The sequence below is a fragment of the Variovorax sp. YR634 genome (genome assembly GCF_900106655.1).
Taxonomy (GTDB): Bacteria; Pseudomonadota; Gammaproteobacteria; order Burkholderiales; family Burkholderiaceae_C; genus Variovorax.
In genome coordinates this window covers 237,378-263,491 of sequence record NZ_FNOL01000005.1, presented here as the reverse complement: position 1 = coordinate 263,491, position 26,114 = coordinate 237,378, and the positions used below count along the sequence as shown (strand labels likewise).

The window sequence follows — 26,114 nt, the reverse complement described above, 5'->3', positions numbered from 1 at the left end:
GTCAGGGATTCTTTGCGAAGTCGTGCGGCTGGATGGTGTAGCCACGATCGGCATAGTGGCGCCAGCGCGAACGACCGACCTGGCGGTCGTTGGCCTCGTCGCTCACGATATCGATCATGCGTTCATAGCGCTCGAAGCCCGCAGGCACTTCGAGGCCCAGATTCACCAGCATTTCGCGGTGCGGCAGCGAGGCCGCATCAGCGCCCTGCGCCGACAGAACGACGGGCGAACGCGCGACCACATGAGCCGGCGCATCGCCTCGGCAGTGCGCGACGAAGTCCACCGGCGACAGCTGCCAGAGTGCCGCATCCACCGCGTCGAGCGCCTGCGCATCGCCCACGACTACCACGCGCAGGCCGCGCGCGTTCACGGCCTTGCGAACCAGCCGGCAGGCGTAGTTCAGCTTGTCACGCGCGTTGTAGTGAAAGCCGATTTCCGTCACTTCGTGGCCCGAGCCTTTTTGGCCGGAGCTCCAGGGGTCTTGGTTTTCTTGGCCTTGCCGGTCTTGGCGTCGCCGCTGGCCGCGCGACTCGTCAGGTACGACACCAGCAAGCCCACCGGCCGCCCGGTCGAACCCTTTGCCGCGCCGCTCTTCCACGCAGTGCCCGCGATGTCCAGATGCGCCCAGGCGAAGTCGCCCGCAAAGCGCTGCAGGAACTTGGCGGCAGTGATGGCGCCACCCGCGCGGCCGGCAATGTTGGCCACGTCGGCGAAGTTGCTCTTGAGGCCCTCCGCGTAGTCGTCGTCGAGCGGCAGGCGCCAGCAGCGGTCTTGCGAGGTCTCGCCAGCGGCTTCGAGCGCCGCGGCCAATGCTTCGTTGGTCGAGAACAGGCCGCTGCGCACGCCGCCCAGGGCCACCACGCAGGCGCCCGTCAGCGTGGCGATGTCGATCACCGCCGCCGGCTCGAAGCGCTTGGCATAGGTCAGCGCGTCGCACAGGATGAGCCGGCCTTCTGCGTCGGTGTTGAGCACCTCGATGGTCTGGCCGCTCATGCTGGTCACCACGTCGCCCGGCTTCACCGCACGGCCGTCGTTCATGTTCTCGCACGAAGGAATGAGGCCGACGACGTTGATGGCGGGCTGGATGTCGCCGAGCGCGCGGAAGGTGCCAAGCACGCTGGCCGCACCGCACATGTCGAACTTCATTTCGTCCATTTCGGCAGCGGGCTTGAGCGAGACGCCGCCGGTGTCGAAGGTGATGCCCTTGCCGACCAGCACCACGGGCGCCTGGTCCTTGGGCGCCCCGTGGTAGCGCAGCACGATGAAGCGCAGCGGCTCCGCCGAGCCCTGTGCCACGGCGGCAAAGGAGCCCATGCCGAGCTTTTCGACTTCCTTCGGACCCAGCACCTCGCACTTGATGTTCGGCAGCTTGGCCAGCCCCTTGGCGGCCTCGGCCAGCAGCGTGGGCGTGGCATGGTTGGCGGGTCGGTTGCCCCACTCCTTGGCCAGTTCGATGCCCGCGACAGTGGCACGGGCGGCGTCGAAGGCGCCGGTGACGGCGGCGGCATCAGCCACGCCGACGGTCAGGTGGCGGATGCTGCGGGGTTCGGCCTTCGACTTGGTGGCGGTGTAGACATAGCTGGCGTCAGCCGCCGCCGTGACGGCGCTGGCCACCGCCGCGCCTTCGGCAGGCTGGGCGAACACCACGGTCACGCGCTTGGGGGCCTGGGCCTTGGCCGAATTGACCGCCGCGACCACGCCGCTGCGAACCGAGGCGGGCTTGCCGTCACCGATGGCGGCGAGCACCACGCGGGACGCCACGACGTCTTCCGGACGGTAAAGCCCCAGCAGCTTGCCGGCCTTGTCGGGCAGGTCGCCGGCCTTGCGGGCACTGGCGGCGAGCACCGACAACGGGTCTTTGGAGGTAAGAGGAGCGCTGCCGACGAGCACGATCAGGACATCGGATTTCTCGGCTGCGGCCTGGGCGACGGTGAGGGTCTTGAGTTGAAAGTCCATAATCCTTTTTTTCCTCGAACGATGTTATTCCATTCTTCCCTACGCAAGGAGCTGTCCCGCAGCTTCGGAGCGACCCTCGTGGTACTGGTCACCATCGTGATGACCATGATGCTCATCCGTACCCTCGGGCTCGCGTCCAAGGGCAGTGTGAACCCGCAGGAGGTGTTCCTGGTGATGGCCTACACGGTGCTCGGCTACATGCCGACCATCCTGAGCCTGAGCCTGTTCATCGCCATCGTCGGCACCCTGTCGCGCATGTACCGCGACAGCGAAATGGTGATCTGGTTTTCCAGCGGGCGGGGCCTGACCGACTTCATCAAGCCACTCTTCCGCTTCGCCTGGCCGGTGCTGATCCTGATCGCGGTGATGGCGCTGGTAGGCTGGCCGTGGGCCAACTCGCAGACCATTGGCATGCGCAAGCAGTACGAGCAGCGCAGCGACATCGAGCGGGTGGCGCCAGGTGAGTTCCGTGAATCCGCTGGCCGGGTGCGCGTGTTCTTCATCGACAAGGAGACGCCGGACAACTCCAAGGCCACCAACGTCTTCATCTGGTCGATCGAGCGCAACATGCAGATCACGACCTCGGCGCGCAGCGGCAGCATCGAGAACATCGGCGATTCGCGCTACCTGCTGCTCAACAGCGGCCAGCGGCTCGAGCAGCCCATGACAAACACCGGCCTGAAGATCAGCGAGTTCAAGACTTACGGCACCCGGGCAGGCGGCAACAGCGGCCTGGTCAACGACGCGACACCGCCGCGCGCGCGCAGCACGCTGTCCCTGCTGCCCGACACCAGCGACCCCAGCCGCGGCGAACTGGCCTGGCGCATCGGCATGCTGCTGACGGCCATCAACTTCGTGCTGCTGGCGCTGAATGTATCCAGCGCCAACCCGCGCGTCGGCCGAAGCGGCAACCTGCTTCTCGCGCTGTTCGCGTTCGTCGTGTACTACAACATGCTCAACCTGGGCCAAAGCTGGATCAGCTCGGGCAAATACAGCATGGGCAGTTTCATGCTGCTGTTGCATGGCGGCGTGCTGCTGATCAACCTGGCATGGCTCGGCGTTCGCCAGAACAACTGGGGCCGGCGATCAAAGCAAAGCCCGTCCGCCGCCGTGCTGCCCACACCCAAGATCGAACCCACGTGAAAACGATAAGACGCCTGATCTACGTGGAGGTGCTGAAGGCCGTTGCGTTCGTGACGCTCGGCTTCCTGAGCCTCTTTTTCTTCTTCGACTTCGTCGACGAACTGCAATCCATCGGCAAGCCGGACAGCCTCAACTACGGGCCCGCACAGGCGCTGGCCTACGTGATGCTGCTGGTGCCGAGCCACCTCTACGAACTGCTGCCGATCACGGTGCTGATCGGCTCCATCTTCGTGATGGCCCGGCTGGCGCAAAGCTCCGAATACACCATCCTGCGCACCAGCGGGCTGGGGCCCTGGCGCGCGCTGCGCACCCTGCTGCTGCTGGGCGTCGGCTTCGTCGTGCTGACCTTCGCCGTCGGCGACTATGTCGCCCCGGCCTCCGAGCGCACGGGGCAACTGCTCAAGGCCAAGTACCAGGGCATCTATTCGCTGGCGGGCAACACGGGCGCCTGGCTCAAGGAAAAACGGGGCAATGTCTCGTACGCGGTGAACGTGCTGTCCATCGACCGCAAAGGCGCGCTGAAGAGCCCGCGCATCTTCGAATTCGACGACAACGGCTACATCAGCACCCAGATCACCGCAGGCTCGGCCCGCATCGGCGACGGGCACTGGATGCTCACCGACGTGGAAGAGCAGAAGTACGACACGCGCGGCGCGGCCGACCAGGCCCGCATCGCCACGACCAAGACCCCGCAGCTGAACTGGGCCACCTCGCTGACCAGCGAAATGGTCTCGGTCGCGCTCCTGCGCCCCGACCGCATGAGCACGATCGACCTGTTCGACTACATCCGCCACCTCGACGCCAACGGCCAGACCGCGCAGCGCTACGAGATCGAGTTCTGGCGCAAGGTGTTCTACCCGCTCTCGTGCCTGGTGATGGTGGTGCTCGCCCTGCCCTTCGCCTACCTGCACTTCCGCCAGGCCGGTATCACCACCTACGTGTTCGGCGGCGTGATGATCGGCATCAGCTTCTTCCTGCTGAACAACGTGTTCGGCTACCTCGGCAACCTCAGCAACTGGTCGCCATGGCTCACGGCGGCGGCGCCGGGCATGATTTATTCGGTGATGTCGTTGACGGCCTTCAGCTGGCTGGTCTTGCGACGATGACCCAGGGCATCGTTTTACTGGCGCACGGTTCGCGCGACGATCGCTGGCGCGAGCCCATCGAGGCCGTGGCCGAACGCGTGTGCAAAAACGAGCCGAATGCCCGCGTGGCCTGCGCCTACATGGAGCTGGCCACGCCCGACCTGCCCACGGCGACGGCGGCGCTGATTGCCAGCGGCGCCACCGCTATCCGCGTGGTTCCGCTGTTCCTGGGCATGGGCAAGCACGCCCGCGAAGACCTGCCGCACCAACTCGAGGCACTGCGCCAGAAATGGCCCGCCATTGACTTTTCGCTCGCGCGCATCGTGGGCGAAGAGCCCGAACTGGTCGATCTCCTGGCCAGAATTGCGGTCAAATAGTGATCATCCGGCAATTTCGATAGATTCCGAAGGCATAATGAATTCCGTAATAAGACGGAATTTGATATGAATCTGCATCAGTTCAAGTTTGTTCAGGAGGCCGTGCGGCGCAACCTGAACCTCACCGAGGCGGCCAAGGCGCTCCACACCTCGCAACCCGGTGTCTCCAAGGCCATCATCGAGCTCGAGGAAGAACTGGGCGTTGAAATCTTCGCGCGCCACGGCAAGCGGCTCAAACGCGTTACCGAGCCGGGCCAGCACGTCATCGCCAGCATCGAACTCATCATGCGCGAGGTGGGCAATCTCAAACGCATCGGCGAACAGTTCAGCGCGCAGGACAGCGGCACCCTCTCCATCGCCACCACCCATACGCAGGCGCGCTACGTGCTGCCCGTGCCCGTGGCGAACCTGCGCGAGGCCTATCCCAAGGTCAACGTGAGCCTGCACCAGGGCTCGCCCGACCAAGTGGCTCGCATGGTGATCGACGAGATCGCCGAGATCGGCATCGCCACCGAATCGCTCGACGGCTACGCCGAGCTGGTGACCCTGCCCTGCTATGAATGGCAGCACGTTCTGGTGCTGCCCAAGGACCATCCGCTGGCCGCCAAGGAGCGCATTTCGCTCGAAGACCTGGCGAGCGAGCCGATCATCACGTACCACCCCTCGTTCACCGGCCGCACGCGCATCGACCATGCGTTCGCACAGAAAAAGCTCACGCCCCGCATCGCGCTCGAAGCCATCGACTCCGACGTGATCAAGACCTATGTGCGCCTCGGGCTGGGCGTGGGCATCGTGGCCGAAATGGCCGTGCGCGACGAGTCGAACGCCGACCTCGTGGTGCGCCCGATGGGGCATGTGTTCGGCCAGAATATTGCGCGTGTCGCGTTCAAGCGCAGCGCCTATCTGCGCAACTTCGTCTTCAAGTTCGCCGAGCTGCTGTCCGACCGCCTCGACCGCAACCTGATCGCCAAGGCCCTGAGCGGCCACCAACAAGACTACGAGCTATGAGCACAGTTCAATCCCCACGCACGCCCGACATCGTCACCAAGCTGCCGGCCGTCGGCACCACCATCTTCACCGTGATGTCGGCGCTGGCCGCCGAGAAGAACGCGGTCAACCTGGGCCAGGGCTTTCCGGATTTCCACTGCGATCCGAAGCTGCTCGAAGACGTCACGGCCGCCATGGCCGCGGGCCACAACCAGTACCCGCCGATGCCCGGCATCCCGGCGCTGCGCGACGCCATCGCCGCGAAGATCTCGGCGATGTACGGCTACAGCTACAGCGCGGCCGCGGAAATCACCGTTACCGCCGGCGCCACGCAGGCCATCATCACCGCCATCCTCGCCATCGTGCGCCCGGGCGACGAAGTGATCGTGCTGGAACCCTGCTACGACAGCTACGTGCCCAACATCGAGCTGGCCGGCGGCAGCGTGGTGCGCGTACCGCTCACGCCGGGCACCTTCCGCCCCGACTTCGACAGGATCGCCGCAGCGCTCACTCCGCGCACGCGCGCCATCATCATCAACACGCCGCACAACCCGAGCGCCACGGTCTGGACCGAAGCCGAGATGCGGCAGCTCGAAGAACTGCTCGCCCCCACCGACGTGTTCGTGATCAGCGACGAGGTCTACGAGCACATGGTGTTCGACAGCGCCCGCCACGAAAGCGTGGCCCGCTTCCCGGGCCTGGCAGCGCGCAGCTTCATCGTCAGCAGCTTCGGCAAGACGTACCACGTCACCGGCTGGAAGGTCGGCTACGTGGCCGCGCCGGCCCCGCTGATGGCGGAGTTCCGCAAGGTGCACCAGTTCAACGTGTTCACCGTGAACACACCGATGCAGCATGCGCTTGCGCAGTACATGGGCGAGCCGGCGCCGTACCTCGAACTGCCGGCCTTCTATCAGCGCAAGCGCGACTTGTTCGCGGCGGGCCTGGCCGAAAAAACCCGCTTCAAGCTGCTGCGCAGCGAAGGCAGCTACTTCCAGTGCGTCGACATCTCGGCGGTGAGCGACCTGTCCGAAGCCGAGTTCTGCCTGTGGCTCACGCGCGAGATCGGCGTGGCGGCGATCCCGCTGTCGGCTTTCTACGGCGACGGCTTCGACCAGCGCGTGGTGCGCTTCTGCTTCGCCAAGAAGGACGAGACGCTGCTCGCCGCGCTGGAGCGCCTCGCGCGGCTCTGACGCCTGCGGCAGCCGCACGTCGATGACGAAACAGCCCACCACCATCATCAGGCTCGTTTTCAGCCTGGTCGGCGCGCTGCTGTGCGGCATTGCCCTGCTGCTGTACCAGCATACGTCGGCCTTCATCGCGTCGGCCAGCCGCACGCAGGGCGAAGTCCTGCGGCTGCTCCACGTGGAAAGCTCGAAGAGCAACAGTTCGGGCACCTGGAAGCCGCTGGTGCGCTTCAAGGCGCCGGGCGGCGAGATCATCGAGTTCACGCCGTCGAGCAGCAGCAACCCGCCAGCCTACGACGTCGGCGAGAAAGTCGACGTCTTCTTCGATCCACGCAACCCGCAGGACGCCATGCTGAACGGCTTCTTCTCGCTGTGGGGCGGCGCCGTCATCACCGGTGGCATTGGCCTCGTTTTCCTGCTCGTCGCGGTGGCGATGCTGTTCCTGCCTGCGCAGGCGCCGGCAACGCGCCGACGGCCAGGGTAGGACGTTCACCGACCACCGAAGGGGCGGCTCTCCGGCGATCCGCGCGACATGTCAGGGGGAGCATGAAAGCTCGTCACAACAACCGCCCTGGAGAAAACATGTCGCTCTCGTTCATTCTGCTGATCGTCCTGATCCTGATATTGATCGGCGCGCTGCCGAGTTGGGGATACAGCCGGGCCTGGGGCTATGGTCCCAGCGGCGGTGTCGGCCTGGTCGTGCTGATCGTCGTGATCCTGGTTCTCATGGGACGCATATAGGCCCAGGCACACCGTAAAGAAAAAGCCCGCGCAAGCGGGCTTTTTTTCGTCCACTGCGGCCAGCGGATCAGGCCTGCAACTGCGCCCAGGCCTTGTCGAGCCGCTTCACGCTCACCGGTTGCGGCGTGCGCAGCTCCTGTGCGAAGAAGCTCACGCGCAGTTCTTCGAGCAGCCAGCGGAACTCGAGCATGCGGTCGTCCACCACGCCCTTGCGTTCGGCCACAAGGCGCCAGTAGCGCTGATCCTGCGGCTTCAGCTCCGCGAGCTTGGCGGCGTCGCGCGCCGGGTCGGCGCGCAGCTTGTCGAGCCGCAGCACGATGGCCTTGAGGTAGCGCGCGAAGTGCTGCAGCTGCGTCCACGGCGCATCGGCGATGAAGCGCTTGCCGACGAGGCGCTGCAGTTGCTGCGCGGCGTCCTGCACGGCGTCGGGCTGGATCTTCGTGTCCTTGATCTTACGCGCGGCCGCCGCGTATTCAATGAGGATGGTCGACGCGAGCCGGGCCACCTCGTTGGCAATCAGCGTGAGGCGGCCACGCCCCTCCTCCAGCCGGCGCTTGAACGCGAACTCGTCGGTCGGCAGCGGCTCCTGCAGGAAGGCGCGGTCGATCGCCACATCGATGATCTGCGTACGCAGCTCTTCGGAGGTGCCGAGCGGCATGTAGGCCACCGACATCTTCTGCAGGTCGGGAATGTTCTTCTCGAGGTACTTGAGCGCGTCTTTCAGCTGCAGCGCGAACAGGCGGCGCAGGCCGGCGCGGTGCTTGGCGGCTGCCACGGCGGGCTCGTCGAACACCTCGATGGTCACCGCGTCGCCTTCGTCGCGCAGCGCCGGAAAGCCGATCAGCGATTGCGAGCCGCGGCGCACTTCCATCAGCTCGGGCAGCTCGCCGAAGGTCCAGCCCGTGTAGCGCTGGCCGGCAGGCAATGCGGCGGGTGCGGGCTGGCTCGCGTCCTTCGCGGGCGCCCCGGACTTGCCTTCAGGCGCAGCCGCCGCATTCTTCTCCGGCGACGCCTTGACGTTGAGCCCAGCCAGCGCCTGGAAGGCACCACGCGCCTGCGCACCAAGCTCGGCCTTCAGCGCACCGAGGTTGCGCCCCATGCCCAATTGCCGGCCGTGCTCGTCGATCACGCGCAGGTTCATGAACAGGTGCGGCGGCAGCATGTCGAGCTTGAAGTCCGCGCGCTTGACGTCGATGCTGGTCATGTCGCGCACGCGCTTGAGCAGCACGTCGGTCAGCGAGCCTGTGCCGAACAGCTCAGGCACGGACAATTCTTCCGCCAGCTTCGAGGCCGACTCGGGCAGCGGCACCAGCCGCGAGCGCGGACGCTGCGGCAGGCTCTTGAGCAGTGCCTGGATCTTGTCCTTGAGCATGCCCGTCACCAGCCACTCGCAGCGCTCCTCGCTCACCTGGTTGAGCACGAACAGCGGCACGCTGGCCGTGAGGCCGTCCTTCGCGTCGCCGGGCTCGTGCAGGTATGTCGCGGCGCAATCCACGCCGCCGAGCCGCAGCGTCGGCGGGAACGATTGCGTCGTGATGCCGGCCGCCTGGTGGCGCATCAGCTCGTCGCGCGTCAGGAACAGCAGGCGCGGCTGTTCCTTGGAGGCATGGCGATACCAGTTCTCGAAGGTGATGCCGCTGGCCACGTCGGCGGGCAGCTGGGCGTCGTAGAAGGCGAAGATCAGTTCGTCGTCGACCAGTACGTCCTGCCGGCGCGACTTGTGTTCCAGCCCCTCGACCTCGCGCACCAGCTTGCGGTTGGCCTGCAGGAACGGAAACTTGCTCTCCCACTGCCCGGCGACCAGCGCTTCGCGGATGAAGATCTCGCGCGCCGCGACCGGATCGACCTTGGTGAAATCGACGCGCCGCCCGCTGTAGACAACAAGGCCGTACAGCGTTGCACGCTCCAGCGCCGACACCTGCGCGCCCTTTTTCTCCCAGTGCGGATCGAGCAACTGCTTCTTCAGCAGATGCTCCGCCACCTGTTCGAGCCACTGCGGCTCGATATTGGCGATGCCGCGCCCGAAGAGCCGCGTGGTCTCGACCAGTTCGGCCGCGACGATCCATCGGCCCGGCTTCTTCTTCAGGTGCGCGCCGGGGTGCTTGTAGAACTTGATGCCCCGCGCGCCGAGGTACGCCTCGTCGTCTTCGAGCTTCCAGCCGACGTTGCCCAGCAGGCCTGCGAGCATCGACAGGTGCAGCGGCTCGTAGCCGGCAGGCTCCGCATTCAGGCGCCACTTGTGTTCGGTGACCACCGTGAGCAGCTGCGAATGGATATCTCGCCATTCGCGCACGCGACGGATGTTGATGAAGTTCTGCCGCAGCAGCTGTTCGTACTGCCGGTTGCTGAGCTTATGGGTGTCGCCATGGCCGCCGCGCGCGTCGGCGATCCATTTCCAAAGGCGAAGGTAGCCGCTGAACTCGCTCTTCTCGTCGTCGAACTTCGAATGCGCCTGGTCGGCCTGCTGCTGGGCTTCCATCGGGCGGTCGCGCACGTCCTGCACGCTGAGGGCCGACGCGATGATGAGCACTTCTTCGAGCGCGCCGCGCGAGCGGGCTTCCAGGATCATGCGGCCCACGCGCGGATCCAGCGGCAGCCTCGACAGCTCGGCGCCGGTCTGCGTCAGCTCGTTGGCGTCGTCGACCGCGCCCAGTTCGTTGAGCAACTGGTAGCCGTCGGCAATCGCGCGCGGCGACGGTGCCTCCAGGAACGGAAAGCGCGCCACGTCGCCCAGGCGCAGCGACTTCATCCGCAGGATCACGCCGGCCAGCGACGAACGCAGGATTTCCGGATCGGTGAAGCGCGGGCGGCCTTCGAAATCTTTCTCGTCGTAGAGCCGGATGCAGATGCCGTTCGCCACGCGCCCGCACCGACCCGCGCGCTGGTTGGCCGCCGCCTGGCTGATCGGCTCGACCAGCAGCTGCTCGACCTTGCTGCGGAAGCTGTAGCGCTTGACGCGCGCCGTGCCGGTGTCGATCACGTAGCGGATGCCCGGCACCGTGAGCGAGGTTTCGGCCACGTTGGTGGCCAGCACGATGCGCCGGCCCGTGTGGCCGTCGAAGATGCGGTCCTGCTCGGGACCCGAGAGCCGTGCGAACAACGGCAGCACCTCGGCATTGCGCAGCAGCGGCTGGTGGCTCAGGTGGCGGCGCAGGTGGTCGGCCGCCTCGCGGATCTCGCGCTCGCCGGGCAGGAAGACGAGGATGTCGCCCGCGTTGTGCGGATCGCGCCAGAGTTCGTCGACGCCATCGGCAATCGCGTCGTTCAGGTCATGCTCTCGCGATTCTTCGAAGGGCCGGTAGCGCTGCTCCACCGGGAAGGTGCGGCCCGACACCATGATGGTCGGTGCAGGCCCCTTGGCCGAGGCGAAATGCTGCGCGAAGCGGTCGGCATCGATGGTGGCCGAGGTGACGATCACCTTCAGGTCGGGCCGGCGCGGCAGGATCTCGCGCAGGTAGCCCAGCAGGAAGTCGATGTTCAGCGAGCGCTCGTGCGCCTCGTCGATGATGAGCGTGTCGTAGGCCTTCAGCAGCGGATCGGTCTGCGTCTCGGCCAGCAGGATGCCGTCGGTCATCAGCTTGACCGAGGCGTCCCGGCTCAGGCGGTCTTGAAAGCGCACCTTGAAGCCGACCACGTCGCCCAGCGGCGTCTTCAGCTCTTCGGCAATGCGCTTGGCCACCGAACTCGCGGCGATGCGGCGCGGCTGCGTGTGGCCGATGAGCCGGCCCTTGCCCGGCTCGGCGTTGAGCTTGCCGCGGCCCAGTGCGAGCGCGATCTTCGGCAGCTGCGTGGTCTTGCCCGAGCCCGTCTCGCCGCAAACGATCACGACCTGGTGCGCCGATATGGCGGCCATGATTTCGTCGCGCCTGCCCGAGACAGGGAGCGATTCGGGAAATTCGATGCGGAGAGGTGTCGTGGTCGTCAAGGGAAGGCAGTCGTCGGGCTGGCGCGGCGGGCAAACCATCGATTATCGGTGCGCACCGTGGCTGTTGCACGGCATCCACAGCGCGCTGCTTCGTTGCAACACGATCCGTAAATAGTCTTTACTCAATTGCAAACCGCTACTACGATCGCGTCCCATGTCCTATCGCCTTGCCCCCACCACCTTGCGCCGTCGCTGCGCAAGCCATGCGCCCGCCGCGCATGGGAGGGTCAAGTTGCCTCGCCCGGCCTGAAGCCCGCGCCCTCGCTCATGTCGGCGCGCTTCGGACACTGAAGCGCCGCAACCGACCCCCACAGCGTCTTGCCTGCCGACTCCTTCATTTCGAAGGAGCGGCCGCCTTTGTCGTACCAGCTCGATTCAAAAGAATCAAAAAAGAAAAACACCATGTCCAAAGACATCCATTCCCGTCTGCACGCCGAGCTCGCAGAGCGCACGCGCCACCTGCAGACCGTCGCCGAAGCCCTGAAGACCGAGCTCTTCGGCATCGACGACATCATCGACCGCGTGATCGATTCGCTGCGTGCCTGGTATGTGCTGCCGCAGATCATCAGCCGCCCCGTCATCGTCTGCCTCTGGGGCCTCACCGGCACCGGCAAGACGCAGCTGGTGCGCAAGCTCGCGCAGCACCTGGGCTTCTACGACCGCTTCATCGAAGTGCAGATGGACGGCTTCAGCCATGGCTCGGGCTACCACAGCCGCGGCTCCATCTCGGCCATGCTGGCCGAATCGGGCATCGCCGAAGGCACGCCCGGCATCCTGGTGCTCGACGAGTTCCAGCGCTTCCGCACGGTCGACGGCAACGGCAACGACGCCAAGGTCGAGCGCTACCAGGACGTGTGGGCGCTGCTGTCCGACGGCCGCCTGCCGCCCGCGCTCTCGATGCTCGGAGAGATCGAGTCGTCACTCGCGCATGCCGAGTTCGTGCAGGACCGCGACGGCACCGACAAGAAGAAGTTCGACAAGAAGCGCAAGCTGCACCTGTCGCCCTGGGAAGCGCGCGAAGTCAAGCGCTGCCTGAAGCTCTCCGAGACCCTGCTGCAGATCATGGCGTGGAAGCCCGCCGAGGTGCACGCGCGCCTGCGCGCCTTCCGCGACACGCAGCAGAGCTGGGAGACCGACTACAGCAAGCTGCTGGTGTTCGTCTCGGGCAACCTCGACGAGATGTACGCCGAGACGGCCCAGCGCGTCGAAGACTGCGACACCGACGCCGACATCTTCCACGCGCTGACGAAGAAACTCTCCGTCATCGACGTGAAGAAGGCGCTGGCCGAGCGCTTCCGCCCTGAGCAGATCGCCCGACTGGGCAACAACCACGTGATCTACCCCTCGTTCAACCGCGCGACCTACGTGCGCCTGATCCTGTCGATCTGCGACCGCTACGTGGCCGAGATCCAGGAAAGCTCCGGCGTGCGCTTCGTGCTCGACGCTAGCGTGTACGAGCAGATCTACGCCAACGCCGTCTTCCCGGCGCAGGGCACGCGCCCGCTGTTCTCGTCGATCCACGCGATCCTGAGCGCGACGCTGGTCAATGCCGCGCTGTGGGCGCTGGAGCAACGCGCCGACGGCAGCGAGCCGGTTTGGCTCACGCTGGACGCGGGCGCATCCTGCATCACGGCCAAGTACCGCAAGGCGCGCCGCCAGTTTCCGGTCGCGCTGGAGCTGAACCGCCTCAAGCAGCGCTCGAGCGAGGACTTCCGCGCCCTGCTCGCCGTGCACGAGGCAGGCCACGGCGTGGCCTACGGCCTGCTGTTCGCCCGCGCACCGCAGGAGATCAAGATCAACGTGGCCTCGTTCGAGGGCGGCTACAACAGCTACGAGCAGCGCAAGGCCTGGTCGAAGGAGAACCTGCGCGACCGCATCTGCGTGAGCCTCGCGGGCCGAGCCGCCGAGCAGCTGGTGTTCGGCGAGCAGGCCTGCACCTCGGGCGCCACGCAAGACTTCATGCAGGCGACCGCCTATGCCGCGCAGTACGTGCGCCACTTCGCCTTCGGCACGCGCCTGAGCCGCACCGACGTCGCGAACGACCCGGGCGACAACGTCAACACCGACATCGAGGTGACCAACCCCGAGATCGAGGCCCTGCTGGCGCAGGAGCACGCACGCGCACTGGCGCTGCTCGACGCGCATACGCCTGCGCTGATGGCGGTGGTCGACGCACTGCTGCGTGAGGGCTCCATCGCGCCGGCCGAACTGGCCGCGATGCTCGAGCTGCCGGACCCGGCGGCCGGCGCGGCCACGGATGCCTACGCGGCGCTGCTGGCGACCTTCCGCGCCCGCAACGCCGGCCTGCCACCGCCGACGCCACCCACGGGCGCAGGAGCGGCCATTCCCGCCAGCGCAGCCCGCGTGCTGCGCGCGATCGCCTGAGTCAGGCAAATGACGCCTCATGAATGCACAATCACGCCCCATGTCCACCGTCTTCAATTTCACCTTCGTGCCCTGGTTCCGCTCGGTCGCGCCCTACATCCACACGCACCGCGGTAAGACTTTCGTGGTCGGCCTGGCGGGTGAGGCGATCGCGGCGGGCAAGCTGCAGAACATTGCGCAAGACCTGGCACTGATCCAGAGCATGGGCGTGAAGATCGTGCTGGTGCACGGCTTCCGGCCGCAGGTCAACGAACAGCTCGCGGCCAAGGGCCACGAGGCGCGCTATTCGCACGGCATCCGCATCACCGACGAGGTGGCGCTCGACTCCGCGCAGGAAGCCGCCGGCCAGTTACGCTACGAAATCGAGGCTGCCTTCAGCCAGGGCCTGCCCAACACCCCGATGGCGGGCTCGACGGTTCGGGTGATCTCGGGCAACTTCATCACTGCGCGCCCTGTCGGCGTGGTCGACGGGGTGGACTTCAAGCATTCGGGCCTGGTGCGCAAGGTGGACGCGGCCGGCATCCGCCGTACGCTGGACTTCGGCGCGATGGTGCTGATGTCGCCCTTCGGCTTCTCGCCCACCGGCGAGGCCTTCAACCTGACGATGGAAGAGGTGGCCACCAGCGTCGCCATCTCCATCCAGGCCGACAAGCTGATCTTCCTGACCGAGATCCCGGGCATCCGCATCGACAGCGAGCTGCCCGAGAGCGAAGACAACCCGATCGACACCGAGCTGCCGCTGGACGCCGCCGAAAAGCTGCTGGCCTCGCTGCCGCCGGCCCAGAAGCCGACCGACACGGGCTTCTACCTGCAGCACTGCGTGAAGGCCTGCAAGGGCGGCGTGGAGCGCAACCACATCCTGCCCTTTGCGCTCGACGGCTCGCTGCTGCTGGAGGTATACGTGCACGACGGCGTCGGCACCATGGTGATCGACGAGAAGCTCGAAAGCCTGCGCGAAGCCACGGTGGACGACATCGGAGGCATCCTGCAGCTGATCGAGCCCTTCGAGCGCGATGGCACGCTGGTCAAGCGCGACCGCAACGAGATCGAGCGCGACGTGGGCCACTACACGGTGATCGAGCACGACGGCGTGATCTTCGGCTGCGCGGCGCTCTATCCGTACCCCGAGGCGCGCACCGCCGAGATGGCCGCGCTTACGGTGTCGCCCCAATCGCAGTCGCAGGGCGACGGCGAGCGCATCCTCAAGCGCATCGAGCACCGCGCCAAGGCCATGGGCCTGGACAGCATCTTCGTGCTCACCACGCGCACCATGCACTGGTTCCTCAAGCGCGGCTTCCAGCAGGTCAACCCCGACTGGCTGCCCGAAGCGCGCAAGCGCAAGTACAACTGGGATCGCAAGAGCCAGGTGCTGGTCAAGAAGATCTGACCGCCCGCTGAAAACCCACGAAGGAGACTGCCCCGATGACGCTCGCCACCGCCCTTCTCTTCGCCATCGTGGCCTTCGCGGCCATCGCCACGCCCGGCCCCACGGTGCTGCTGGCGCTCAGCAACGGTTCGCGCCACGGCGTGCGCCGGGCCCTGCCGGGCATGCTCGGCGCGGTGCTGTCCGACTTCGTGCTGGTCGGCGCCGTGGCGCTCGGCCTGGGCGCGCTGCTGGCGGCGTCGGAGTTCTGGTTCTCGATGCTGAAGTGGGTCGGTGCGGTGTACCTGGCCTGGCTCGGGCTGCGCATGCTGCGCTCCAAGGGCGGTTTTCACCTGCCGGCCGCCGATGCCGCGCCTTCGGTCATGGCGGGCGAAAGCCGGCGCATCTTCTTCAAGTCTTTCCTGGTGGCGGTGACCAACCCCAAGGGCTACATCTTCTGCTCGGCCCTGCTGCCGCAGTTCATCGATCCCTCAGCCGCGCAGGCGCCGCAATACATCGTCATTGCCCTGATCTTCGCGGGCCTGGACATGGCTGTGATGCTGGCCTATGCCTTCGTCGGCGCCCGCGCGATCCGGCTGCTGACGGTGTCGGCCACGCGCTGGATCGATCGCGCCTGCGGCGGCATGCTGCTGGCGCTGGCCGGCTCGCTGGCCTTCTACCGGCGCAGCGCGACCTGACGCCTGCCAGCCGTCATGGCTGTCAGTAGCCGCTTCGGCAGGAGCGGTAACACCTGTCACCGATAATCCCGGGCATGAATCCCCTGCTTTCCCGGTTGCAACCCTATCCCTTCGAACGGCTGAAGCAACTGTTCGCGGGCGTCACGCCCAACCCCGAGTTCCCGGCCATCAGCCTGGGCATCGGCGAACCCAAGCACGCCACGCCGGGCTTCATCAAGGACGCCCTGAGCGCCAGCCTCGGCGCGCTGGCCGCCTACCCCGCCACCGCCGGCGACCTGGCGCTGCGCACCGCCTTCACCGACTGGCTGAAGACCCGCTACAGCCTTGCCCTCGACCCAGCCACCCAGGTACTGCCCGTCAATGGTTCGCGCGAAGCCCTGTTCTCGCTGGCGCAGACGGTGGTCGACCCCACCGTTTCGCCGCAGCCGGTGGTGATGTCGCCCAACCCGTTCTATCAAATCTACGAGGGCGCGGCCCTGCTCTCGGGCGCCGAGCCGTACTACGCAGCCAGCGTGCCCGCGCGCAATTTCGCAGTCGACTGGGACAGCGTGCCCGAGGACGTCTGGGCCCGCACGCAGCTGGTGTTCGTCTGCTCGCCGGGCAACCCGACGGGCGCGGTGATGTCGCTGGACGAGTGGAAGAAGCTCTTCGCCCTGTCTGACCGCCACGGCTTCGTGATCGCCGCCGACGAGTGCTACAGCGAGATCTACTTCCGCGACGAGCCCCCGCTCAGCGGCCTCGAAGCCTCGGTGAAGCTCGGCCGGCCCGACTTCCGCAACCTGATTGCGCTGACCTCGCTGTCCAAGCGCAGCAACGTGCCCGGCCTGCGTAGCGGCTTCGTGGCGGGCGACGCGGCCATCATCAAAAAGTTTCTGCTCTATCGCACCTACCACGGCAGCGCCATGAGCGGCACCGTGGCCGCGGCCAGCATCGCGGCCTGGGGCGACGAGTCGCATGTGGTCGACAACCGCGCCCAGTACCGCGCCAAGTTCGCGGCCGTCACGCCGCTGCTCGAACCCGTGCTCGACGTGCGGCTGCCCGACGCCAGTTTCTACCTCTGGGCCGGCGTGCCCGAAGTGTGGGCTGGCGACGACGAAGCCTTCGCCCGCGCGCTCTACGCTCAATACAATGTGACGGTTCTGCCGGGGAGCTATCTCGCGCGCGAGACCGCGCACAGCGCCAACCCGGGCCGCGGCCGCATCCGCATGGCGCTGGTGGCCGAAACAGCCGAATGCGTGGAGGCCGCCGAGCGCATCGTCCGCTTCTGCAAGGACGCCCGCCGCTGACCCGCTTTCCTGCCCCGATTTTTCACCCGAGACCTTCTCAATGACCCAGCAACTGCAACAAATCATCGACGCCGCGTGGGACGACCGCGCCAACATCTCGCCCACCGCCTCGTCGGCCGAAGTGCGCGACGCCGTCGAGCACGTCATCACCGAGCTCAACAACGGCAAGCTGCGCGTGGCAACCCGCGAAGCCGTCGGCCAGTGGACCGTGCACCAGTGGATCAAGAAGGCCGTGCTGCTGTCGTTCCGCCTGAAGGACAACGAGCAGATGCAGGCCGGCTCGCTCGGCTTCTACGACAAGGTGCCCACCAAGTTCTCGCACCTGTCGGCCGGTGAGCTGAAGGAATCGGGCGTGCGCATCGTGCCGCCGGCCGTGGCCCGCCGCGGCAGCTTCATCGCCAAGGGCGCGATCCTGATGCCCTCGTACGTGAACATCGGCGCCTACGTGGGCGAAGGCACCATGGTCGACACCTGGGCCACCGTGGGTTCGTGCGCACAAATTGGTGCCAACGTGCACCTGTCGGGCGGCGTCGGCATCGGCGGCGTGCTCGAGCCGCTGCAGGCCGGCCCTACCATCATCGAAGACAACTGCTTCATCGGCGCCCGCTCGGAAGTGGTCGAAGGCGTGGTGGTCGAAGAAAACTCGGTGCTGTCGATGGGCGTGTTCATCGGCCAGAGCACCCCCATTTACGACCGCGCCACCGGCGAAACCCATTTCGGCCGCGTGCCCGCCGGCTCGGTCGTCGTGGCCGGCAGCCTGCCCAAGGACAACGGCCGCTACAGCATGTACGCAGCCATCATCGTGAAGAAGGTCGACGCCAAGACGCGTTCCACCACTTCGCTGAACGACCTGCTGCGCGACTGATCGGCTCCTTCAAGGCCGAACCCTTTTCCCCTTAGAGAAAACAACAGCACCCGAGGAGAGAGACCGATGAACATGATGGAGCGAATTCTTCGTTTGATGGCCGAGCGCAAGGCCTCCGACATCTACCTCTCGGCCCACTCCCCGGTGCTGATCCGAATCAACGGCATCTGCGTGCCCATCAACGCGCAGGTGCTGCCTGCGACCGCACCGCTCGCGCTGCTGTCCGAAGTGGTGCCCGCCGCCCGCATCCAGGAGCTGGAAAGCACGGGCGAACTCAACATGGCCGTCGCCCTCGAAGGCGCCGGCAACTACCGCGTGAGCGCCATGCGCCAGCGCGGCACCTACGCGGTGGTGGTGCGGCACATTGCCGCCGACATCCCGAGCTTTGCCGATCTGAACCTGCCCGACATCCTGAAGACGCTGATCATGGAAAAGCGCGGGCTGATCCTGATGGTCGGCGCTACCGGCGCGGGCAAGACCACCACGCTGGCCTCGATGCTCGACTACCGCAACGAGCACGCCAGCGGCCACATCCTCACGGTCGAGGAGCCGATCGAGTTCACCTACACCAACAAGAAGTCGGTGGTGAACCAGCGCGACGTGGGCAGCGACACCACCTCGCTGCAGACGGCGCTGAAGAACGCGCTGCGCCAGGCGCCCGACGTGATCCAGATCGGCGAAATCCGCGACCGCGACACCATGACCGCCGCCATCGCCTACGCGCAGTCCGGCCACCTGTGCGTGGCCACGCTGCACGCCAACAACAGCTACCGCGCGCTGAACCGTATCCTGAGCTTCTTCCCGGTCGAGGTGCGGCCCACGCTGCTGGGCGACCTGGGCGGCGCGCTGCGCGCCATCGTCTCGCAGCGCCTGCTGCGTACGCCGGCCGGCGGCCGCGTGCCGGCGCTGGAGGTCATGCTCAACACCGCGCTGGTGGCCGAGCTGATCGAAAAGGGCGACTTCTCCGCCGTGAAAGAAGCGATGGAAAAGTCGATGGCCGAAGGCTCGCAGACCTTCGAGGAAGACATCGCCCGCCTCATCACCGAAGAGCGCGTCACACGCGAAGAAGGCCTGTCGCAAGCCGACTCGCCCACCAACCTGATGTGGCGCCTGCAGAACCGCGCCGCGCCCAAGCCACAGGTCGACGACCGCAATCTGACCGACCAGGTCGACGAACCCACCTTCACCGACATCACGCTCGACGTGAAGTTCTGAACCAAGCCTTTTCCCGATGTCCCGTACGCTCCAGCTCGCCGAACAACTCATCTCGCGCCCCTCCGTCACCCCCGACGATGCGGGCTGCCAACAGATCCTCGGCGAGCGGCTGGCGCAACTGGGCTTCACGCTGGAAACCATCGAAAGCGGCCCGGCCGACTTCCGCGTGACCAACCTGTGGGCGGTGCGCCGCCCCGCGAACGCGGTCGCGACCAAGACGCTCGTGTTCGCCGGCCACACCGACGTTGTGCCCACCGGCCCCGTCGAGCAATGGACCAGCCACCCCTTCACGCCCACGCACCGCGACGGCAAGCTCTACGGCCGTGGCGCCTGCGACATGAAGACCTCGGTGGCGGCCTTCGTGACCTCCATCGAGGAATTCCTGCAGGCCGCGCCCGAGCCGAAGCTCACGCTGGCGCTGCTGCTCACCAGCGATGAAGAAGGCCCCGGCGTCGACGGCACCGTCATCGTCTGCAATGCGCTGGCCGCCCGAGGCGAGGTCATCGACTACTGCATCGTCGGCGAACCCACTGCCGTGGAGCGCTGCGGCGACATGATCAAGAACGGCCGTCGCGGCACCATGAGCGGCAAGCTCACGGTCAAGGGCGTACAAGGGCACATCGCCTATCCGCACCTGGCGAAGAACCCGGTCCATTCGGTGGCGCCCGCGCTGGCCGAACTGGTGGCCATCAACGCCGCCGACGGCTGGGACACCGCAAGCAACCCCTATTTCCAGCCGACCAGCTGGCAGATCAGCAATTTCCATTCGGGCACGGGCGCGAGCAATGTGATTCCGGGCAGCGCGGTGATCGATTTCAACTTCCGCTTCTCGACCGAATCCACGCCCGAGTCGCTGCAGCAGCGCGTGCACGCCGTGCTCGACGCGCACAAGATCGACTACACGCTGGCCTGGACCATCGGCGGCCTGCCCTTCCTGACCACGCCGGGCGAACTGGTCACGGCCGTGCAGGGCGCCATCCGCGACGAGACCGGCATCGAGACCGAGCTGTCGACCAGCGGCGGCACCAGCGACGCTCGCTTCATCGCCAAGATCTGCAAGCAGGTGGTCGAGCTGGGCCCGGTGAACGCCAGCATCCACAAGATCGACGAGCACATCGACGTGGCCGAGATCGAGACGCTGAAGAACATCTACGTGCGCACGCTGAAGCAGCTCGACGCTGCGCTTGCGGCATGAGCACCGTCATCGAACTGATCGAGTCGGGCGCCAAGCGACTTGAAGAGGCCGGCGTGGCCTTCGGCCATGGCACCGCCAACGCCTTCGACGAAGCCGCATGGCTCGTGCTGTGGCGCCTGAAGCTGCCGCTGGACGACATCGACAGCGTGGCCGACAGGCCCGTGTCGCCCGCGGACGCCGGCAAGGTCGCCGCACTCATCGACGAGCGCATCACCACGCGCAAGCCTGCCGCCTACCTCACCAAGGAAGCGTGGCTGCAGGGCGTGCCCTTCTATGTGGACGAGCGCGCCATCGTGCCGCGCAGCTTCATCGCCGAACTGATCGCCGACGGCAGCATCGACTACTGGCTGGGCGAACACACGCAGCGCGTGCTCGACCTGTGCACCGGCAACGGCAGCCTCGCGGTGCTCGCGGCGCTGACTTACCCGGACGTGACGGTGGACGCAGCCGACCTGTCGGTCGAGGCACTTGAAGTGGCCGCAATCAACGTCACCCGCCACCAGCTGGACGCCCGCGTCACGCTGATCGAATCGGACGGGCTGAAGAACCTGCCCGGCCCGTACGACCTCGTGCTGTGCAACCCGCCCTACGTGAACAGCGCCAGCATGGCCGCCCTGCCCGCCGAATACCGCGCCGAGCCTGAGCTTGCGCTGGCCGGCGGTGCCGACGGAATGGATTTCGTGCGCCAGCTGTTCGCCGACGCGCCCTCGCGCATGAGCGAACAGGCCGTGCTGGTGCTGGAAATCGGCAACGAGCGCGACTATTTCGAAGCCGCCTTCCCGCAGCTCGAAGTCGTCTGGCTCGAAACCTCGGCGGGCGAGGACCAGGTCTTGCTTGTCACGCGTGACGCCCTGGTGGCCGGCGCCGGCGTGCGTTAGCGGCGCCCGCCGCAAGCCCCCTTCAGCCGCTTTCTCGCAGCCATTGGCCGCGAAACCCCATTCACCGGGCCATTCCCCGCGCCTGCCGCGCCTTTCCCCTGCGCTTTTGCCCCCTTTCGCCGGGCCGCAAAGGACGGGCGGGATAATCGCCCCTACGGTTCCTCTTTCATGATCACTCTCAAAAACGTCATTCTTCGCCGCAGCGCCAAGGTTCTGCTCGACGGCGCCACCGTCACCCTCAACCCCGGCGAAAAGGTCGGCCTGGTGGGGCGCAACGGCGCCGGCAAGTCGACCCTGTTCGCCCTGCTCAACGGCACGCTGCACGAAGACGGCGGCGATTTCTCGGTGCCCAAGCACTGGCGCATGGCCCAGGTGGCGCAGAACATGCCCGAAACCGAAGAGTCGGCAACCGACTTCGTGGTGGGCGGCGACACCCGCCTGACCGAGCTGCGCGAGTCGCTGGCCGCCATCGAGGCCGCCTACACCGAGAACCCCGACGACGCCGACATCGGCATGGAGCTGGCCCACGCCTACACCGACCTGGCCGACGCCGGCGAGCACGACGCCGTGCCGCGCGCACAGGCGCTCATCCTGGGGCTGGGCTTCAAGTCGCACGAGCTCGACGAGCCCGTCAACAGCTTCTCCGGCGGCTGGCGCATGCGACTGCAGCTGGCCCGCGCGCTGATGTGCCCGAGCGACCTGCTTCTGCTCGACGAACCCACCAACCACCTGGACCTGGACGCGCTCGTCTGGCTCGAAGCCTGGCTGCAGAAGTACCCGGGCACCATGATCGTCATCAGCCACGACCGCGAGTTTCTCGATGCCGTGACCGACGTCACCCTGCACATCGCCAACGCCCAGCTCACGCGCTACGGCGGCAACTACAGCAAGTTCGAGGACATGCGCGCGCTGCAGATGGAGCAGCAGCAGGTTGCATTCAGCAAGCAGCAGGACAAGATCGCCCACCTGCAGAAGTTCATCGACCGCTTCAAGGCCAAGGCCAGCAAGGCCAAGCAGGCGCAAAGCCGGGTCAAGGCGCTGGAACGCATGGAGCGCGTGGCGCCGCTGCTGGCCGAGGCAGACTTCACCTTCGAGTTCAAGGAGCCGGGCAACATTCCCAACCCGATGCTGTCGATCAGCAACGCGAGCTTCGGCTACGAGATCGAGAACGAAGAGCCGAAAACCATCCTGCGCGGCGTCAGCCGTTCGGTGCTGGCGGGGCAGCGCATCGGCATCCTGGGCGCCAACGGCCAGGGCAAGTCGACGCTGGTGAAGACCATCGCGCGCGAAATGGGCGCGCTGGCCGGCCAGGTGACCGAGGGCAAGGGCTTGAACATCGGCTACTTCGCGCAACAGGAACTCGACGTGCTGCGCCCGCAAGACACCCCGCTCGAACACATGGTGCGCATGGCGCGCGAACTCGGCAGCAGCGTGAAGGAAGCCACCGGCGAGCAGGCGCTGCGCGGCTTCCTCGGCAGCTTCAACTTCAGCGGCGACATGGTCAAGCAAGCCGTGGGCACCATGAGCGGCGGCGAAAAAGCCCGCCTCGTGCTGGCAATGATGGTGTGGCAGCGCCCCAACCTGCTGCTGCTCGACGAGCCCACCAACCACCTGGACCTGGCGACCCGCGAAGCCCTGGCCGTGGCGCTCAACGAGTTCGAGGGCACGCTGATGCTGGTGAGCCACGACCGTGCGCTGCTGCGCTCGGTGTGCGACGAGTTCTGGTTGGTCGGCCGCGGCGTGGTCGGCGACTTCGACGGCGACCTGGACGACTACCAGCGCTACCTGCTCGACGAAGCCAAGCGCCTGCGCGAAGAGGCCAAGGTGGCCGTGCGCGAGGCCGTCAGCGCGGCGGCTGCGGCCGCTGCTGCACCGCCGGTGGCCGCGCCCGCCGCCCCGCAGCAGCGTAAGCAGGACGCCCAGGAGCGTCAGCAGCGCAGCGACCAGGCCAAGCCGATCAAGCGCGAGATCGCCCAGATCGACGAACGCCTGGCTGCAGCCGGCACCGAGCGCACCGCGCTCGAGGCGCGCCTGGCGCAACCGCTGCCTTCCGCCGAGATCGCCGAAGCCGGCAAGCGGCTGAAGGCGCTCAACGATGAAATCGGCCGCCTCGAAGAGCGCTGGCTGGCCCTGTCGGACCAGCTGGAAGCGCTCGCGGCCTGAGCCTGGAAGCCGACAACAAGGGAGCCGCTGGATGCCGTCTGCAATCGAACTGGCCCGGGGTGACGAAAAACTCATCGCCGCCGTGCACCGCAGCCGCCGCCTCATCACCCGCAAGGCGCTGATGGCGGCCGCGGCCAGCGCCGTTCCCCTGCCCGGCATCGACTGGATGGCCGACGCCGCGCTGCTCTCGCGGCTGGTGCCGCAGATCAGCGCGGAATTCGGCCTCTCGGTCACCCAGGTCGAAAAGCTCGCGCCGCACCAACGCGAGCGCATCCAGAAGGCCGCGACCACGGTCGGCGCCCTGCTGGTCGGGCGGCTCGTCACGCGCGACCTGCTGATCCGGCTTGCAAAGCACGCGGGCGTGCGCCTCACCGCCAAGCAGGCGACCAAGTACGTGCCCATTGCCGGGCAGATCGTGTCGGCCGCGCTCGGCTATGCGGCGCTGCGGGCGCTCGGCGAGCAGCACATCAAGGACTGCGTGCGCGTCAGCTCCACCCTCGCTCTCGCGCCGCCCGAACCGCACGCGAGCGCCTGAGCGCCTCGCGGTCGAACAGCACCTGCGCCGCCCACGCCGCGCAGACCAGCCCGAAGCAGCCGCCGCCAGCGATGGCCGGGTGCGCCGCGATCAGCCCGACGACCAGCCCCGCCAGGGACAGCAGCGCCAGCAGCACGCACAGCGCGCGGTCGAGCCACAGGCCCGACGGCAATCGTCTGCGGCGCACGGCCTATTCATTCATTGATCGATGGCTGGCGAAAGCCCTGCGGCGCGGGCTTGAGCGCTTCTTCTTTCATCCGCTGCTCGTAGGCCGCCAGCAGCGCGAGGTAGTGGCGCGACATGACGTCGCCCACCCTCCCCAGGCCGATCTTGCTGACCGTTGGCTGCGGAATTCCGGTTCTCTGTTCGATCTGCTTCTGCGTGAGCCCCATGGCCCTCAGCGCCAGCACCAACTCGCGTGGCTTCATGGCATTACTCCCTTTTTTTAATATTCTAGAGTTTGGGAAGAATATTCGTTTGGGCTTAAATCCCCAACCGATGGAGAGCATTGCCACACGCGCATTGGCTGCGCGCAAATTCGCCAAGATGACGCAGAAGCAGGCCGAAGCGGCTTCCGGCGTCAAACAGTCCAGCATTTCCAAGATCGAGCGGGGGGACGTCAGCCGGTCGATGAGCGTGCTCGCGCTGGCACGCGCCTACCGCGCCGACCCGCACTGGCTCGACACCGGCGACGGCCCCGCGCCTTGGGACGAAGACCAGATCCGCCAGGCCCGCGACAAGGCCAACGAGCCGCCGGGCCCCTACCGGGTGACGCACATAGCGCCGTTGATTCCGTCGTTCTCGCCCCGCACGCCCGGCACCGTGCCGCTCATTTCCTGGGCGGATGCCGCCAACTGGGACAGCCACGAAGTCTCGCAACAGCCGCGTGCCGAGCGCTGGATTCCCTGCATCGCCCACCACAGCCTCCAGAGCTACGCCCTGCGCGTGCGCGGCGACAGCATGACGGCGTCCAGCGGCCACCTGAAGAGCTATCCCGCAGAGTCGATCGTGTTCGTCGATACGTCGCTGAGGAAGCCCGAGGACGGCGAACGCATCATCGCGAAGCTCGAGGACAGCGGCGAAGTCACGTTCAAGGTCTACAAGGAAGACGACGGCCGACGCTGGCTGCTGCCGCTGAATCCGAAGCACGAGCCAGTGCGCGAGGCCTTCACCGTGCTGGGCACCGTCGTCGGCAAATGGGAAGACGAAGACTGAGCGCAGACGGTCCAAAAATTAGCGAGAAATGAGCCTGGAACAAGATTCCAGCGAGGTCAGGTTGCGTGCAGGTTCACAGGCGATATTCATGTCTCTCCCTGTGGCCTGCATCCTCTGATCCTCCCTCCTCCAGCAGGTCACCTTCAAGCCCGCCTAGTGCGGGCTTTTTTTTGCTCGCCCCCAGGCTGCGCGCACTTCGTGTCGCTTCTCCTTCCCCCTCCCGGGGGCAACACCTGAGGCCCGGCGGAGCCGGTTCCTCGGTGTTTCTGGAAGGGGGCGGGGGCGCCTTGCTTATTTGGGGAGCAGCACTTTGTTGACCACGTGGATCACGCCGTTCGACTGGTAGACGTTGGGAATCGTCACCGTGGCGGTGCCGCCTTTCTCGTCGGTGAGGGTGATCTTGCCGCTCTTTTCCTTGGCTACGAGCGTGCCGCCGGCCACGGTCTTGAGTTCGGCCGAGCCCTTGCCGGCCTTGATCTCTTTCTTCAGCGCGGCTGCGTCCAGCTTGCCGGCCACCACGTGGTAGGTCAGCACGCCGGTCAGGGCGTCTTTGCTTTCGGGCTTGAGCAGGGTATCGACGGTGCCGGCCGGCAGTGCGGCGAAGGCGGCGTTGGTGGGCGCGAACACGGTGAACGGACCGGGGCCCTTGAGCGTGTCGACCAGGCCAGCAGCCTTGACTGCGGCAACCAGCGTCGTGTGGTCCTTGGAGTTGACTGCGTTGTCGATGATGTCCTTGGTCGGCAACATCGGCGCGCCGCCCACCATGACCGAAGCCGCGAGGGCCGAGACCGCGCCGGCAGACAGTGCGATGGCGAGAGAGACGGCGGCGAGGCGATGAAGTTTGCGCTGCATGAAGATGCTCCTGGTTGAATGAATGACCGACCACCGCGAAATGGCAGCGGCTGTCTTCAATACGGG

General features: G+C 66.5%; 25 protein-coding genes. 18 read left to right on the top strand and 7 right to left on the bottom strand.

Translation table 11 applies throughout. The annotated features are described in order from the left end of the window. Nucleotide 1 precedes the first annotated feature (1 nt). Both BLV60_RS12240 and BLV60_RS12235 read right to left on the bottom strand, forming a co-directional pair. A complete protein-coding gene (locus BLV60_RS12240; protein ID WP_093054727.1) occupies nucleotides 2-442 on the bottom strand; it encodes a DNA polymerase III subunit chi in 441 nt (146 codons plus the stop codon). After that, nucleotides 439-1,956 (bottom strand): leucyl aminopeptidase, encoded by a 1,518-nt coding sequence (locus BLV60_RS12235; RefSeq protein WP_093054725.1) that lies wholly within the window; start codon nucleotides 1,954-1,956, stop codon nucleotides 439-441. The genes BLV60_RS12240 and BLV60_RS12235 overlap by 4 nt, the downstream gene beginning before the upstream one ends. Nucleotides 1,957-1,977: 21 nt before the next feature. Between BLV60_RS12235 and lptF the strand changes: the two genes are divergently transcribed. From lptF to BLV60_RS12200, 7 genes are all read left to right on the top strand, one after another. Continuing rightward, nucleotides 1,978-3,099, top strand: a complete 1,122-nt coding sequence (gene lptF, locus BLV60_RS12230; protein ID WP_093054723.1) for an LPS export ABC transporter permease LptF — start codon at nucleotides 1,978-1,980, stop codon at nucleotides 3,097-3,099. Beyond that, entirely contained in the window at nucleotides 3,096-4,205 is a 1,110-nt protein-coding gene (gene lptG / locus BLV60_RS12225) for an LPS export ABC transporter permease LptG (RefSeq protein WP_093054722.1), read from the top strand. The genes lptF and lptG overlap by 4 nt, the downstream gene beginning before the upstream one ends. Further along, nucleotides 4,202-4,561 (top strand): sirohydrochlorin chelatase, encoded by a 360-nt coding sequence (locus BLV60_RS12220; RefSeq protein WP_093054720.1) that lies wholly within the window; start codon nucleotides 4,202-4,204, stop codon nucleotides 4,559-4,561. Before lptG ends, BLV60_RS12220 begins: the two co-directional genes overlap by 4 nt. A 66-nt stretch (nucleotides 4,562-4,627) precedes the next feature. Further along, nucleotides 4,628-5,569, top strand: coding sequence for a CysB family HTH-type transcriptional regulator (locus tag BLV60_RS12215; RefSeq protein WP_007832298.1), 942 nt, complete (start codon nucleotides 4,628-4,630; stop codon nucleotides 5,567-5,569). Beyond that, nucleotides 5,566-6,738 carry a pyridoxal phosphate-dependent aminotransferase gene (locus BLV60_RS12210; protein WP_093054718.1) on the top strand — a complete coding sequence of 391 codons (1,173 nt, stop codon included), beginning with the start codon at nucleotides 5,566-5,568 and terminating at the stop codon, nucleotides 6,736-6,738. Before BLV60_RS12215 ends, BLV60_RS12210 begins: the two co-directional genes overlap by 4 nt. 22 nt (nucleotides 6,739-6,760) lie before the next feature. Continuing rightward, a complete protein-coding gene (locus BLV60_RS12205; protein ID WP_093054716.1) occupies nucleotides 6,761-7,216 on the top strand; it encodes a DUF3592 domain-containing protein in 456 nt (151 codons plus the stop codon). Nucleotides 7,217-7,314: 98 nt separating this feature from the next. Further along, complete coding sequence (locus BLV60_RS12200) at nucleotides 7,315-7,473, top strand: DUF3309 family protein (protein WP_093054714.1); 159 nt, start codon at nucleotides 7,315-7,317, stop codon at nucleotides 7,471-7,473. Nucleotides 7,474-7,540: 67 nt separating this feature from the next. Here BLV60_RS12200 and hrpA read toward each other — a convergent pair whose 3' ends face one another. Together hrpA and BLV60_RS34370 are read right to left on the bottom strand one after the other, a co-directional pair. Next, nucleotides 7,541-11,326 carry an ATP-dependent RNA helicase HrpA gene (gene hrpA, locus BLV60_RS12195; RefSeq protein WP_371127364.1) on the bottom strand — a complete coding sequence of 1,262 codons (3,786 nt, stop codon included), beginning with the start codon at nucleotides 11,324-11,326 and terminating at the stop codon, nucleotides 7,541-7,543. 299 nt (nucleotides 11,327-11,625) lie between these two features. Next, nucleotides 11,626-11,802, bottom strand: coding sequence for a hypothetical protein (locus tag BLV60_RS34370; RefSeq protein ID WP_176928781.1), 177 nt, complete (start codon nucleotides 11,800-11,802; stop codon nucleotides 11,626-11,628). On the opposite strand from BLV60_RS34370, the gene BLV60_RS12190 reads away from it, so the two are divergent. The 10 genes from BLV60_RS12190 to BLV60_RS12145 all read left to right on the top strand — a co-directional run bounded on the left by BLV60_RS12190 (nucleotide 11,801) and on the right by BLV60_RS12145 (nucleotide 23,981). Beyond that, nucleotides 11,801-13,783 (top strand): AAA family ATPase, encoded by a 1,983-nt coding sequence (locus tag BLV60_RS12190; RefSeq protein ID WP_093054710.1) that lies wholly within the window; start codon nucleotides 11,801-11,803, stop codon nucleotides 13,781-13,783. The genes BLV60_RS34370 and BLV60_RS12190 overlap by 2 nt on opposite strands. Before the next feature lie 40 nt (nucleotides 13,784-13,823). Next, on the top strand, nucleotides 13,824-15,170 hold the full coding sequence (gene argA / locus BLV60_RS12185) for an amino-acid N-acetyltransferase (protein WP_093054709.1): 1,347 nt from the start codon (nucleotides 13,824-13,826) through the stop codon (nucleotides 15,168-15,170). A 35-nt stretch (nucleotides 15,171-15,205) separates the two neighbouring features. Beyond that, the gene (locus tag BLV60_RS12180; protein WP_093054707.1) at nucleotides 15,206-15,844 is read left to right on the top strand and encodes a LysE family translocator; all 639 of its coding nucleotides are present in this window, start codon (nucleotides 15,206-15,208) and stop codon (nucleotides 15,842-15,844) included. Between the two features lie 74 nt (nucleotides 15,845-15,918). Next, nucleotides 15,919-17,130, top strand: coding sequence for a succinyldiaminopimelate transaminase (dapC, locus tag BLV60_RS12175; protein ID WP_093054705.1), 1,212 nt, complete (start codon nucleotides 15,919-15,921; stop codon nucleotides 17,128-17,130). Nucleotides 17,131-17,170: 40 nt separating this feature from the next. After that, on the top strand, nucleotides 17,171-17,995 hold the full coding sequence (gene dapD, locus BLV60_RS12170) for a 2,3,4,5-tetrahydropyridine-2,6-dicarboxylate N-succinyltransferase (protein ID WP_093054703.1): 825 nt from the start codon (nucleotides 17,171-17,173) through the stop codon (nucleotides 17,993-17,995). 66 nt (nucleotides 17,996-18,061) lie between these two features. Further along, nucleotides 18,062-19,210, top strand: a complete 1,149-nt coding sequence (locus BLV60_RS12165; RefSeq protein ID WP_093054701.1) for a PilT/PilU family type 4a pilus ATPase — start codon at nucleotides 18,062-18,064, stop codon at nucleotides 19,208-19,210. Nucleotides 19,211-19,226: 16 nt separating this feature from the next. Beyond that, a complete protein-coding gene (gene dapE / locus BLV60_RS12160; protein WP_093054699.1) occupies nucleotides 19,227-20,405 on the top strand; it encodes a succinyl-diaminopimelate desuccinylase in 1,179 nt (392 codons plus the stop codon). Then, nucleotides 20,402-21,283 (top strand): 50S ribosomal protein L3 N(5)-glutamine methyltransferase, encoded by an 882-nt coding sequence (gene prmB, locus BLV60_RS12155; protein WP_093054697.1) that lies wholly within the window; start codon nucleotides 20,402-20,404, stop codon nucleotides 21,281-21,283. Before dapE ends, prmB begins: the two co-directional genes overlap by 4 nt. A 168-nt stretch (nucleotides 21,284-21,451) precedes the next feature. Continuing rightward, entirely contained in the window at nucleotides 21,452-23,446 is a 1,995-nt protein-coding gene (locus BLV60_RS12150; protein WP_093054695.1) for an ABC-F family ATP-binding cassette domain-containing protein, read from the top strand. Nucleotides 23,447-23,477: 31 nt separating this feature from the next. Next, nucleotides 23,478-23,981, top strand: coding sequence for a hypothetical protein (locus BLV60_RS12145; protein ID WP_093054693.1), 504 nt, complete (start codon nucleotides 23,478-23,480; stop codon nucleotides 23,979-23,981). Here the strand turns inward: BLV60_RS12145 and BLV60_RS12140 are convergent. Both BLV60_RS12140 and BLV60_RS12135 read right to left on the bottom strand, forming a co-directional pair. Further along, the gene (locus BLV60_RS12140) at nucleotides 23,932-24,168 is read right to left on the bottom strand and encodes a hypothetical protein (protein WP_143042582.1); all 237 of its coding nucleotides are present in this window, start codon (nucleotides 24,166-24,168) and stop codon (nucleotides 23,932-23,934) included. The genes BLV60_RS12145 and BLV60_RS12140 overlap by 50 nt on opposite strands. A gap of 7 nt (nucleotides 24,169-24,175) precedes the next feature. After that, nucleotides 24,176-24,409: a helix-turn-helix domain-containing protein gene (locus tag BLV60_RS12135; RefSeq protein WP_093054689.1), complete on the bottom strand. Its 234-nt coding sequence runs from the start codon at nucleotides 24,407-24,409 to the stop codon at nucleotides 24,176-24,178. A 70-nt stretch (nucleotides 24,410-24,479) separates the two neighbouring features. Here BLV60_RS12135 and BLV60_RS12130 point away from each other — a divergent pair, with 70 nt between their 5' ends. Beyond that, nucleotides 24,480-25,196, top strand: coding sequence for a helix-turn-helix domain-containing protein (locus BLV60_RS12130; RefSeq protein ID WP_093054687.1), 717 nt, complete (start codon nucleotides 24,480-24,482; stop codon nucleotides 25,194-25,196). Between the two features lie 291 nt (nucleotides 25,197-25,487). Here BLV60_RS12130 and BLV60_RS12125 read toward each other — a convergent pair whose 3' ends face one another. After that, complete coding sequence (locus BLV60_RS12125; protein ID WP_093054685.1) at nucleotides 25,488-26,048, bottom strand: fasciclin domain-containing protein; 561 nt, start codon at nucleotides 26,046-26,048, stop codon at nucleotides 25,488-25,490. Between the last annotated feature and the right edge of the window lie 66 nt (nucleotides 26,049-26,114).